The sequence below is a fragment of the Mesorhizobium sp. M0018 genome (genome assembly GCF_040323955.1).
In the GTDB taxonomy this organism is placed as follows: domain Bacteria; phylum Pseudomonadota; class Alphaproteobacteria; order Rhizobiales; family Rhizobiaceae; genus Mesorhizobium.
This window is the reverse complement of sequence record NZ_JAMYVL010000007.1, coordinates 95,666-107,655: the sequence shown is the minus strand read 5'-3', so window position 1 is coordinate 107,655 and position 11,990 is coordinate 95,666. Positions and strand designations below refer to the sequence as shown.

Sequence of the window (11,990 nt, the reverse complement as noted above, 5' to 3'; positions counted from 1 at the left end):
TATGACATTTTCCGGTTAACCGCCCGGCGCCCGCCAGGGCGGTTGCGCCGGTTCAGCTTGCCAGCGCCATCCGTATCTTGCCGGCGTTTTCGGCCAGGACTTCAGGCTTTTCCATCTGTCCGCTGTGCGGCTTCAAGGGAATGCCGTCGAAGCGCGGAATGACATGGACATGGAGGTGGAAAACGGTCTGCCCCGAAGCTGGTTCGTTGAACTGCATAACCGTGACGCCATCGGCATCGAAGGCCTTCTTTACGGCCCGCGCAACTTTCTGGACGTGAACGAAGAGCGGGCCAAGCACCGCCGGATCCGCGTCGAGCAGGTTGCGCGACGGCGCTTTCGGCACCACCAGCGTGTGACCCTGCCCTTGCGGCATCACATCCATGAAGACGATGACCGCGTCATCTTCGTAGACGTGGTGCGAAGGGATTTCTCCGCGCAGGATTTTTGCGAAGATGTTGCTGCTGTCGTAGGTTGCTTCGGCCATGGCGCGCGCTCCGGTTCTTGGCTCGCTGTCTCGTGTAGCGAAGCTATTCCGGGCGGGCAAGACGATCGGCCGACATCGGCCATGCGGCCCGTGCGGCTGAGCGAGTGGGGTCTCGCTGCTCTACTGCGCCATGTCCTTGCGGAACGGGGTGTGCTCTTCCAGATATTCGCTCATCCGCTCGACTTCGCGCCGCTCGCGCTGGAGGTAGTCGGCCACTGCATTGCGCAGACCTGGATGGGCGATGTAGTGCGCCGAATGCATCGTCACGGGCCGGTAGCCGCGCGCCAGCTTGTGCTCGCCCTGCGCACCGGCTTCAACCACCTTCAGCTTGCGCGAGATGGCGAAATCGATCGCCTGATGGTAGCAGACCTCGAAATGCAGGAACGGGTGGTCCTCGATGCAGCCCCAATTGCGGCCGTAGAGCGCGTCTGAACCGATGAAGTTGATGGCACCTGCAATGTAGCGCCCGCTGCGTTTGGCCATGACCAGCAGGATGTCGTCGGCCATGCGTTCGCCGATAAGTGAGAAGAAATCGCGGTTGAGGTAGGGCCGGCCCCATTTCCTGCTGCCGGTATCCATGTAGAACGCGAAAAAGTCGTCCCAGGCCTTTTCGGTCAGATCCTTGCCGGTCAGCCAGTCGATCGAGATGCCGTCGGCGAGGGCCTCGCGCCGCTCTTTCTTCATTGCCTTGCGCTTGCGCGAGGCTAACGTTGCGAGAAAATCGTCGTAGCTCGAAAAGCCTTCGTTGAAGAAGTGAAACTGCTGGTCGGTGCGATGCAGGAAGCCGGCCGCCGCCAATACCTGGACGTCGTCCTCCGGCGCGAAAGTAACATGCGCGGAAGACACGCCGAGCTTATCCGTCACCGCCTTCAGGCCCGCCGCAAGACCGGCCTTGACGGTGGGGCTGTCCTCGCCCCTGCCGACCAGCAGGCGAGGGCCGGTGACGGGTGTGAACGGCACCGCGCATTGCAGCTTCGGATAGTAGCGCCCGCCGGCGCGTTCGAACGCGTCCGACCAGCCATGGTCGAAGACATATTCGCCCTGGCTGTGCGACTTCAGATAGCAGGGGACCGCTCCGAGCAACTTGCCTCGCGCGGTTTCCAGCCTGAGGTGATGGCCTTGCCAGCCTGTGCGCCGAACAGCGCAGCCGGAATCTTCCAGCGCGCTCAAAAAAGCGAATGAAACAAGCGGGTTGTAGCCGTATTCTGCATCGCCGCGTGTAGTGCCGCCGAGGCTGTCCCATTCAGCGCTGGTAAAGGCGCCGATGCCCGCGGCGATGCGGATCGACAGCTCCGCATTCGCCGTTTGTCTTTCGCAGTCGTCCCCTTGATCCATGAGGTTTACTTAAGCTCGCTGCGGACCCATACAAGCCCGCTCAGGCGAGCCGTACCAGATCTGGCTCGAATCCTTCGAACGTCATCTGGTCGGCATATTTGAAGGTCAGGTCGACGGCAGGCTGGTCGTGCACGGTCCAGGTGATCACCGGCATGCCGAGTCTCTCTCGCACGAAGGAGACGAACCGGTTCGGCAGGTCGCCGGCAGCGTAGGAGGTGAAGGCGATGTCATGCGCCAGCATGGCGAAATGCGCCTCGATCAGGTGGTTGTCGTTGCCATAGGCGGTCAACCCGCCGGGTATGCCGGGTGCATATTTCGGGAACTCGCGGATCAGCCAATGGTCGAACGACATGATCGCGGTCTTGCCCTTGTAATGCTTGAGCATCTTGCCGACGCTTTCGACCAGGCCTTCGTCGTGCCCGGCAGCACCTTTCAGCTCGACAACCATCGGCACATGGCCGTCGACCAGATCAAGCGCCTGCTGCAGCGTCGGCAAATGGTCGGCGGTGCCGCCGACCTTCAGCGCCGTGATCTCGGCAGCCGTACGCTGCCAGACGAAGCCGTCCTCGCCGGTCAGCCGCCGCAGATCGCCATCGTGGATGATGACGGGGACGCCGTCGGATGATAGGTGCACATCGCATTCGATCGCGTAGCCGCGCTCGGTCGCCGCAGCGAAGGCGGAAAGGGTGTTCTCCCAGCGCGTCTTGTTCATGTCGTGGAGGCCGCGATGGGCGACGGGCCGGGCGGTCAGCCAGGAAAGATCGGTCATGGTTGCAGTCCCGGTCATTCGACTTCGAAGATCGCTTCGATTTCCACTGCGGCATTAAGCGGCAGGGAGGCGGTGCCGACGGCGGAGCGAGCGTGCTTGCCACGATCGCCGAGCACGGCGGCGAGAAAATCCGAGGCGCCGTTGGCAACCAGATGCTGTTCGACAAAATCCGGTGCCGAGGCGACGAAGACGGTGATCTTCACCAAGCGACGGATTTTCTCGAGATCGCCAAGTGCCGCCTGAGCCTGGGCCAATATGTTGATCGCACAGTATTTTGCGGCTTCCTTGCCGGTCGCGGTGTCGACATCGCGGCCAAGCAGTCCGCTCGCCTGGAGCTTGCCCTCCTTGAGCGGCAACTGCCCGGCGGTGAACAGCAGATTGCCGGTCCGGCAATAGGGCACGTAATTGGCGGCGGGCGCGGCGGCGGCCGGCAGCGTCACGCCGAGATCGCTTAGCCGCTTTTCGATTGTTTCGCTCATGCTATTTCCCTATTGCTTGAAGGTGCCGCGCAGGCCGGGCCGAAATTGCTATTTTTGCCTCGCTTCCGCCACGACTTTTTTTAAGCTGGACCATCTTTCCATGCGGCTTGCCACTAGCCGCGATGATCGGAGCACCCCATGCGCGCAACGCGCCTCGCATTCAACGCCGTTCTCTTGACAGCGGCTTCCTGGGCGGCTCCCGCTTTTGCGGTGCCTGCGCTGCAGGCGCATCGTGCTGTTTACGACATTTCACTCGACAAGGCTTCAGACCGTTCCGGCATTACCGGCATCACCGGCCGCATGGTCTACGAGTTCAACGGCTCGCCTTGCGAGGGCTATACGGTAAAGTTCCGTTTGGTGACCCAGATCGTAACCAGCGACAACACAAGGCTGACCGACCAGCAGATGACCACCTTCGAGGATGCCGAGGGCAAGACCTTCTCCTTCGTGAACAAATCCTTTGTCGACCAGAACCTCGACAAGGAGGTCAAGGGTACCGCAACGAAGGAAGCCAACGGTCTCAAGGTCGATATCGACAAGCCCGAGAAGAACAGCCTGGAACTCGCGCCGACCCAGTTCCCGACCCAGCAAATGGTCGAAATGATCGGCAAGGCGGAAAAGGGCGAGCGTTTCTACGAAACCAACCTGTTCGACGGCTCTGAGGACGCCAACAAGGTGGTGACCACCACCGTCGTCGTCGGCAAGCAAGCCGATGCCGACAATGCCGATCCGGAAGCGCCGGCGCTGGCCAAGCTCGCCACCGACAAATACTGGCCGGTCGACATCGCCTATTTCGATGATGCCGACAAAGGCGGCGAGGAGGTGCCGGAATACCGGATCAGCTTCAAGCTGCACAAGAACGGCATCACGCGCGATCTCGTCATGGACTATGGCGAGTTCTCGATGACCGGCAAATTGGTCAATCTGTCACTGTTCGATCAGCCTAAGACCTGCCCGTCTAAATAAGCTCGAGTGAACGGCAAGCCGCCGGCCGCTATCCGGGATAGTAGCGCTTAATCTTGCGGGGCAAGTCGCATCGACTTGAGCATGCCGCAATTGCCTATCAACGTTTTATTACGGTATGCGCCGCGGGGGAGCAGGTTGAGCAGGATCGACGTTTTTGTGGCGCCGCGGCCCAATGCGACACTGATCAACGCTATGACATTCGTCAACCGGATTGTCATGCTGCACGGCATTCCGGGGTTTCGCGACCTGTTGCCATTCAACCGTCTGGCCGGTTTGCGCGGCGTCGCCAATGTCCGCCACATCGATTTTCCGGAGGATGACCGGCAAAGGCTGAAGGCTTGTTGCGGCGCGGGCAAGGCGACGTTCATCACGCCCAACCATCCTGAATTCTTTACCGACTGGATGATCGACAAGGAGGTCGTCTCGCGGGTAAGCCCGCTGGCGGCATCCTGGGCCACGCACGGCGTCGTCAACGGGCTTGGCCGGCTGATGCAGAAATTCTGGTTGGCCAACAATCTGATCGCGCAAATCCCGGGCAACAGCGCGGCCGCCAAGGAACATTCGGTGGCCTGGGCGCTGAAGGGGCACGGCGTGCTCCTGCATCCCGAAGGCGGTGTCGGCTGGCATGCCAACATCATTGCCCCGCTGCTGCCGGGCGCGGTCGAAATGGGGTTCGAGGCGTTGAAGCGCGGCCGCCTGACGGATCCGGATTTCAAGGTTTGGATCGCGCCCGTGATCTGGAAGCTTGCTTTCACGGGGAATGTCGAGGCAGCGCTGGCAAAGGAATGCGCCTATGTCGAGCACAGCCTGAAAATCGAACGCCGTGCCGCCGATTCGCTGCCGGAGCGCATCCATCATATCTATGCGACGTTGCTGTCTCGCGATGAGGCTGCATATGGCCTGCGGTCCGATGAGCGGGCTTCGTATGACGCACGTCAAAAGGACCTGCTGACCGAACTCGGCCGTCGCCTTGCCGAACTTGTCTCGGTCGACGCCGGCACGCTCGACAATGCCGACCTTTTGCGCCGTTCGCGGCGCTGGCTGCGGGAAAGCACGGATGGCAGCGGAAGCCAGAAGCAGGTCCGAACGCTGGCAGATGCGATCCAGCGCCTGCAGCGTGTCGGGCCGTGGGCCTCAGCCAACCCGCGCATCACGCAGGAGGAGATCGCCGAACATTTGAAGCGGATCCGCAACGATTATTGCAAGGGTACGCTGCGCGATGCGATCAACCGTTTCGTGCCGCAGCCGGCAGGCCCACGTCGCGCCTATGTCCGGGTACCGGAGCCGCTAGGCTTGCACGCCTATCAAGGCTCCGTCGAGGAGGCACTCGCCGAACTGCACGACCGGATGCAGGAGACCGTCACCAAGACGATGACGCAACTCGAGGCTGGCGGCGGCTTCATTTTCTATGCCAATCCCTTCTATCATCGTTAGCGGTGTGTTGGTCGGCGCAAGATGAAGGAGTGCGGCAAGCCTGTGGCGGTCTATGTCGATGCGGCGATCTGGAAATGGGTCGGCCACCGCTGGTGTCATCTGCTGGCAGACGACACCGACGAGCTGCATCGCTTTGCCGGGCAGCTCGGCATCAAGCGCGCGTCCTACCAAGGACCGCCAAAGACATCTGCGCCGCACTATGACATAACCGGGTTCGAGCGCGACCGCGCAGTGCGGTTAGGCGCCATCGAGTGCAGCCGCGAGGAGATCGTCGCCGTTTTCCGGCGTGTGCGGGTGCCGAAGGGGAAGATGCGGCAATGACACCGGTGCGCTGATCGCCGCACGCTGAGCCGCAAGACGCCACAGCGCTTGCGTTTGTCGCGCTTCCCCTCTATATGCGCGCTCATTCCACACACGGACTTTGGTGTCTGCCCGGGAGAAATCCGGCTGAAACCTCCGGTGGCGTTCGAGGACAAAGTCCAAAAATGCCTGTGTCCGTGGAGGCTAACCGGAAAGGAAATAAGAATGGCTCTGCCTGATTTCAGCATGCGCCAGCTATTGGAAGCTGGCATTCACTTCGGCCACCAGACCCACCGCTGGAACCCGAAAATGGCGCCCTATATCTACGGCGCCCGCAACAACATCCACATCATCGACCTCTCGCAGACAGTGCCTTTGCTGCACCAGGCGTTGAAGCAGGTTTCCGACACTGTTGCCAAGGGCGGCCGGGTGCTGTTCGTCGGCACCAAGCGCCAGGCCTCCGACATCGTCGCCGATGCCGCGCAGCGCTCGGCCCAGTACTATGTCAACTCGCGTTGGCTCGGCGGCATGCTGACCAACTGGAAGACGATCTCGAATTCCATCCAGCGCCTGCGCAAGCTCGACGAAATGCTGGCCGGCGAGGCTCAGGGCCTGACCAAGAAAGAGCGCCTCAACCTCGACCGCGAGCGTGAGAAGCTCGACAAGGCGCTGGGCGGCATCAAGGATATGGGTTCGACGCCCGATTTGATGTTCGTGATCGACACCAACAAGGAAGCGATCGCCATTCTCGAGGCCAAGCGTCTCGGCATCCCGGTCGTTGCCATCATCGATTCCAACTGCGACCCGGACAAGATCGACTTCCCGATCCCCGGCAATGACGACGCGGCCCGCGCCATCCAGCTGTATTGCGATTTGATCGCGAAGGCAGCTATCGACGGCATCGCCCGTCAGCAGGGCGCGCTCGGTGTCGATATCGGCGCATCGGTCGAGGCTCCGGTCGAGCCGGCGCTCGATCAGACCCCGGCCGCCGAGAGCCCGGCAGCCCAGACCCCGGAAGCATAGTAGCGAAGGCCGGCTGCGGCCTTCATCTTTCCAATATGTTGGCGCGGTAAGCGCTACCAGCACCAGGCGCATCATCGAAAATCGATGGTGCGTCAGTGCATTTAGACAAAGAGGCGACAATGAGCATTTCGGCTGCACAGGTCAAAGAACTCCGCGACTTGACCGGCGCGGGCATGATGGACTGCAAGGCGGCGTTGAACGAGACCAACGGCAATATGGAAGAAGCCATCGACTGGCTGCGCAAGAAGGGCATTTCCAAGGCCGACAAGAAGGCTGGCCGTACCGCTGCCGAAGGCCTGATCGGCGTAGATTCCGGCGTCCGCGAGGCAGCGATCGTCGAGGTCAATTCCGAGACGGACTTCGTTGCCCGCAATGCTGCGTTCCAGGAGATCGTCGCCAATGTCGCGAAGGTCGCGCTTGCCTATGGCGGCAAGACCGAGGCCGTTGCCGCCGCTCCCTATCCGGGATCGGGCAAATCGGTCGCCGAGACCATCAAGGACGCTGTCGGCACCATCGGTGAGAATCTGGGCTTCCGCCGCTCGGCCAAGCTCACCGTCGAGCACGGCGCTGTCGCAACCTACGTTCACAATGCGGTCGCCGACGGCCTTGGCAAGCTCGGCGTGCTGGTGGTCATCGAGACGACAGGCAACGCGCATGCCGCCAACGCCTTCGCCCGTCAGGTTGCCATGCATGTCGCTGCCACCAGTCCGATGGCCCTGACCACCGAAGAGCTCGATCCGGCCGCAGTGGAACGCGAGAAGGCGATCTTCGCCGACCAGGCGCGCCAGTCCGGCAAGCCGGAAGCGATCATCGAGAAGATGGTCGAAGGCCGTTTGCGCAAGTTCTATGAAGAGGTCGTGCTGCTCAAGCAGGCTTTCGTGCTCAATCCCGACATTACCGTCGAGAAGGCGCTGAAGGATGCCGAAAGCGAAATCGGCGCGCCAGCCAAAATCGCTGCCTATCTGCGCTTCGCGCTCGGTGAGGGCATCGAGAAGGAAGAGACCGATTTCGCGGCGGAAGTCGCGGCAGCGGTCAAGAAGTAACTATTCGTTTGAAAGGTTTTTTTCGGCCGGGTATCCGCGAGGATGCCCGGCCGATTTCTTGCGCGGTGTCGATGAAGGCGCGGAGCTTCGGGGCCATCGAGGCGCGGCGCGGGAAATAGAGGAACAGTCCCGGTTCCTCGATCGATGCCTCGCCAAGGACTTCGACCAGCCGGCCTGCCTCGATGTCGGGCTTGACAAGCGGCTCGAACAGATAGGCGAGGCCGATACCGGCAAGCGCCATTTCCCTTGCCGACAGCGGATCGCTGACGACCACGCTGCCGCGTGTCTCCACGCTGATATCCTTGCCCTGATCGGACAGATCCCAGCGATAGAGCGCACGTGATCGCAGCAGCCGATAGCCGATGCAGTTGTGCGCGGCGAGATCGGCCAACGCCCATGGCCGCCCGCGCCGGCCGACATAGGCCGGCGAGGCAACGATGATGCTGCGGAAAGGCCCTGTCAGTCGCACCGTCACCATATCCTCGGCGATCATCTCGCCCAGCCGGATGCCGGCGTCGAAACCCTCGCCGACGATATCGCTCAGACGTTCGTCGGTGACGATCTCCACCGTCACGTCAGGGTAACGTTCCGCCATCGCCGTTAGGATGGGCATCAGCGCCAGAGGCAGCGCCAAACGCGGCGCGTTGATCCTGAGCAGTCCGCTTGCCCGGCCTTTGACAGAGCGGATACGTTCGATCCGGTCGGCAATGTCTTCCAGCGCCGGCTCCGCCGCAGCGACAAGCGCGGTGCCAGCCTCGGTCAGCGAGACGCTGCGCGTGGTGCGGGCAAACAACGGCTGGCCGATTCGCTCCTCTACCAGCCGAACCGCATGGCTGACCGCTGACGGGCTCATGCCGAGCTCGGCGGCTGCCGGCGCGAAGCCGCCACGTCGCGCGACGGCAACGATTACAGGTAGGTGGCTAAGCAGATCGCGGTCCATTCATGCATGATATCGCATAGTCCATTCGCATAATGCAATCTTATCGGCGGGGAAAGGAGGGCGCATCTTTGGCTGCATCACACGGCAATCGCCGAGCAGCCAAGGAGACGTCCAATGACCGACCTCGATTCCGAACGAACCCGTAATCTCGAGACCGTGCGTAAATTCTTTGATCTGATGCACAGCAAGGACATTGAGGCATGGGGCGACCTTTGGGCTGAAGATGGCCGGATACTTGTCTTCTACCCGCCGGCAGGATTTGGAAACAGCATCGATGGTAAGGCCGCGATCCTGGCGGCCTTCCGAGGCCTCTTCGGTAATTTCGAATCCTTCGATTCGCAGCTGACAGCCATCTATCCGGCAGCGGATTCGGACGCGATCGTCGTTGAGTACAAGAACCGCGCGGTGCTGATCGGCGGCACTGAATACACCAACAGCAATATCGCGATTTTCCACTTCAAGAGCGGTCTGATCAGCGCCTACCACGACTATTTCGATCCGCGCCGCTTCCAGGTGGTGGTCGATGCTCTGGCCAAGGCCTGACTGCGTATCCCAGGCAAGACCTCAATCCCGCTTTTCAAACTTCAGGAGAAATCATGACCATGTCCTACTACACGCTCGGCAACAGCGGGCTGCGTGTCACCCGCCTGGCGCTCGGCACCATGACGTTCGGCACGGAATGGGGCTGGGGCGCGGAGAAGGAAACCGCACGCGCCTTGGTTGATGCCTATGTCGAAGCCGGTGGCAATTTCTTCGATACCGCCGATCTCTATACCGGTGGCACGGCCGAAACCTGGCTCGGCGAATTCATCGCCGAGCGTGGGCTGCGCGACAAGGCGGTGATCAGTACCAAATTCACCTACAACGCCGAACCGGGCAACCCGAACGCCGGGGGCAACGGCCGCAAGAACATCCTGCGGGCGATAGACGGTTCGCTGAAGCGGCTCGGCACCGACTACATCGACCTCTACATCCTCCATACCTGGGACAGGCTGACGCCGCCGGAGGAGGTGATGCGGACGCTGGACGATCTGGTGCGCGCCGGAAAGATCCGGCATGTCGGTCTGTCCGACGTGCCGGCCTGGTACGCAAGCCGGGCGCAGGCCGTCGCCGAGCATCGCGGCTATGAACCGGTTTCGGCGCTTCAGCTCGAATATTCGCTGGCCGAGCGCAACATCGAGCACGAGTTCGTGCCGTTCGGCACGCGCTATGGCGCTGGAATCATGGTCTGGAGTCCATTGGCCAGTGGCCTGCTCAGCGGAAAATACCGTTTCGATACAATCGTCAAAGATGGTGGCCGGCTGGAGACAATGCGTGGTTCGACCAATCCCGGTTTCCAGAAATTCACCGATCGCAACTGGCAAATCGTCGCCGAACTGGAGAGGGTTGCCGGCCAGCTCGGCCGCAGCATGGCCCAGGTCGCCCTGAACTGGACGGCAAACAGGCCAGGCATTGCGTCCGTCATCGTCGGCGCCACCAGGCTTGACCAGCTCAAGGACAATCTCGGCGCGCTTGATTTCGACATTCCCGAAGATCTTCGGGCACGGCTCGATGCGGTGAGCCGGCCGGTCACGCCCTTTCCGTATTCGTTCTTCGGCCCTGAAATACAAGCCGGCCTGACCGGTGGGCAGGCGGTTGGCGGTAAGCCGGCAAGCTATCTGCCGGATCTGCTCATGCGAGGCACTTTTGCCGGCGTGAGCTGACGGCTATCCCGGTCCACGATCTCAACTTTCCGGCTCGAGCGCCGCGTGACATCGCGGCGCCCTTCGTGTATCGGAACGCCCAGTGTTTCGGGGCGCACCGAAACGCGTCACACGCACGATGACGAGGACCAGATGACGGTGAAGCCCCTCTACCGACGTGTCTTGCTGAAAGCGTCGGGCGAAGCGTTGATGGGCGAGCAGCATTTCGGCATCGACGTATCGGTGGTCGACCGCATCGCCGCCGACATCGCCGAGGCCCGCGCATTGGGCATCGAAGTCGGTGTCGTCATAGGCGGCGGCAACATCTTCCGTGGCGTCGCGGTTGCGTCAAAAGGCGGAGACCGCGTCACCGGCGACCATATGGGCATGCTTGCCACGGTTATCAATTCGCTGGCGCTGCGCACCTCGCTCAACAAGATCGGCGTCGACGCCGTGGTGCTGTCGGCGATCGCCATGCCCGAGCTTTGCGAAAGTTTTTCGCAGCGTCAGGCGACCGCCTACATGAACCAGGGCAAGGTCGTCATCTTCGCCGGCGGCACCGGCAATCCGTTCTTCACCACCGATTCGGCTGCAGCCCTTCGCGCCGCCGAGATCGGCGCCGATGCTCTGTTCAAGGGCACCCAGGTCGATGGTGTCTATTCGGCTGATCCCAAGAAGGACCCGGATGCGACACGTTTCGAGCGGATCAGCCATGACGAAGTCATCAAACGCGGGCTTTCGATCATGGATACGGCGGCGATTGCACTTGCGCGCGAAAACAACATTCCGATAATCGTCTATTCGATCCACGAGAAGGGTGGCTTCGGCGATATCCTGAGGGGCGGCGGCCGTTGCACGGTTGTCGCAGACGATTGACCGGACCATGAACCCGAAAGGGACCGGTTGCGGATGAGGCTCGAACAGGGCCTAAGCAGTGAACCCGGGTTAACGGGTCGAGGAGACGATGATGAGTGGCGAGTACGACGATCTCAAACGGCGCATGGACGGGGCGATCGCCGCGTTCAAGCATGATCTGGCTTCGCTGCGCACCGGCCGCGCGTCGAGCAACCTGCTCGATGCCGTCCAGGTGCAGGCCTATGGCACCACCATGCCGATCAACCAGGTGGCAACAGTGTCGGTGCCGGAACCGCGCATGATTTCGGTTTCGGTCTGGGACAAGTCGATGGTCAGCGCAGTCGACCGCGCCATCCGTGAAGCCAATCTCGGCTTCAATCCTATCGTCGACGGTACCAATCTCAGGATTCCGCTGCCCGAGCTCAACGAACAGCGCCGCAAGGAGCTGGTCAAGATCTCGCACGGTTATGCCGAGAATGCCCGCGTCGCCGCACGCCACGTTCGCCGGGACGGCATGGACTTTCTGAAAAAGGCGGAAAAGGACGGCGACATCAGTGAGGACGACCATCGCAAACGGGCCGACCAGGTTCAGAAACTGACCGACGAGACAATCAGCACCATCGACCACCTGCTTTCCGACAAGGAAGCGGAAATCATGCAGGTCTAGGGTCTGGCCACGC

At 61.6% G+C, this 11,990-nt stretch carries 14 protein-coding genes; 9 read left to right on the top strand and 5 right to left on the bottom strand.

Annotation, left to right across the window (positions count from 1 at the left end):
- Positions 1-52: 52 nt before the first annotated feature.
- From NKJ81_RS12040 to NKJ81_RS12025, 4 genes are all read right to left on the bottom strand, one after another.
- A complete protein-coding gene (locus NKJ81_RS12040; RefSeq protein ID WP_352540572.1) occupies positions 53-484 on the bottom strand; it encodes an HIT family protein in 432 nt (143 codons plus the stop codon).
- A gap of 120 nt (positions 485-604) precedes the next feature.
- Positions 605-1,819 (bottom strand): GNAT family N-acetyltransferase, encoded by a 1,215-nt coding sequence (locus NKJ81_RS12035; RefSeq protein WP_352540571.1) that lies wholly within the window; start codon positions 1,817-1,819, stop codon positions 605-607.
- 40 nt (positions 1,820-1,859) lie between these two features.
- Positions 1,860-2,588 carry a glycerophosphodiester phosphodiesterase gene (locus tag NKJ81_RS12030; RefSeq protein WP_352540570.1) on the bottom strand — a complete coding sequence of 243 codons (729 nt, stop codon included), beginning with the start codon at positions 2,586-2,588 and terminating at the stop codon, positions 1,860-1,862.
- A 14-nt stretch (positions 2,589-2,602) separates the two neighbouring features.
- Positions 2,603-3,067: a RidA family protein gene (locus NKJ81_RS12025; RefSeq protein ID WP_352448812.1), complete on the bottom strand. Its 465-nt coding sequence runs from the start codon at positions 3,065-3,067 to the stop codon at positions 2,603-2,605.
- 138 nt (positions 3,068-3,205) lie between these two features.
- Here NKJ81_RS12025 and NKJ81_RS12020 point away from each other — a divergent pair, with 138 nt between their 5' ends.
- From NKJ81_RS12020 to tsf, 5 genes are all read left to right on the top strand, one after another.
- On the top strand, positions 3,206-4,033 hold the full coding sequence (locus tag NKJ81_RS12020; RefSeq protein ID WP_023674927.1) for a cell envelope integrity EipB family protein: 828 nt from the start codon (positions 3,206-3,208) through the stop codon (positions 4,031-4,033).
- 135 nt (positions 4,034-4,168) lie between these two features.
- Positions 4,169-5,467 (top strand): lysophospholipid acyltransferase family protein, encoded by a 1,299-nt coding sequence (locus tag NKJ81_RS12015; RefSeq protein WP_352540569.1) that lies wholly within the window; start codon positions 4,169-4,171, stop codon positions 5,465-5,467.
- 42 nt (positions 5,468-5,509) lie between these two features.
- Complete coding sequence (locus NKJ81_RS12010) at positions 5,510-5,788, top strand: DUF4031 domain-containing protein (RefSeq protein ID WP_352540673.1); 279 nt, start codon at positions 5,510-5,512, stop codon at positions 5,786-5,788.
- Positions 5,789-5,992: 204 nt separating this feature from the next.
- Positions 5,993-6,790: a 30S ribosomal protein S2 gene (gene rpsB, locus NKJ81_RS12005; protein WP_031211288.1), complete on the top strand. Its 798-nt coding sequence runs from the start codon at positions 5,993-5,995 to the stop codon at positions 6,788-6,790.
- A 119-nt stretch (positions 6,791-6,909) separates the two neighbouring features.
- Positions 6,910-7,833 (top strand): translation elongation factor Ts, encoded by a 924-nt coding sequence (gene tsf, locus NKJ81_RS12000; RefSeq protein WP_352540568.1) that lies wholly within the window; start codon positions 6,910-6,912, stop codon positions 7,831-7,833.
- Here the strand turns inward: tsf and NKJ81_RS11995 are convergent.
- Positions 7,823-8,773 (bottom strand): LysR family transcriptional regulator, encoded by a 951-nt coding sequence (locus tag NKJ81_RS11995; RefSeq protein WP_352540567.1) that lies wholly within the window; start codon positions 8,771-8,773, stop codon positions 7,823-7,825. The genes tsf and NKJ81_RS11995 overlap by 11 nt on opposite strands.
- Before the next feature lie 114 nt (positions 8,774-8,887).
- On the opposite strand from NKJ81_RS11995, the gene NKJ81_RS11990 reads away from it, so the two are divergent.
- The 4 genes from NKJ81_RS11990 (at position 8,888) to frr (ending at position 11,977) form a co-directional block, all read left to right on the top strand.
- Positions 8,888-9,316 (top strand): nuclear transport factor 2 family protein, encoded by a 429-nt coding sequence (locus tag NKJ81_RS11990; protein ID WP_352540566.1) that lies wholly within the window; start codon positions 8,888-8,890, stop codon positions 9,314-9,316.
- 53 nt (positions 9,317-9,369) lie between these two features.
- On the top strand, positions 9,370-10,476 hold the full coding sequence (locus NKJ81_RS11985; protein ID WP_352502389.1) for an aldo/keto reductase: 1,107 nt from the start codon (positions 9,370-9,372) through the stop codon (positions 10,474-10,476).
- Positions 10,477-10,608: 132 nt separating this feature from the next.
- On the top strand, positions 10,609-11,331 hold the full coding sequence (pyrH, locus tag NKJ81_RS11980; protein WP_352540565.1) for a UMP kinase: 723 nt from the start codon (positions 10,609-10,611) through the stop codon (positions 11,329-11,331).
- A gap of 91 nt (positions 11,332-11,422) precedes the next feature.
- Positions 11,423-11,977 carry a ribosome recycling factor gene (gene frr, locus NKJ81_RS11975; RefSeq protein WP_084640965.1) on the top strand — a complete coding sequence of 185 codons (555 nt, stop codon included), beginning with the start codon at positions 11,423-11,425 and terminating at the stop codon, positions 11,975-11,977.
- The last annotated feature ends 13 nt before the right edge of the window (positions 11,978-11,990 follow it).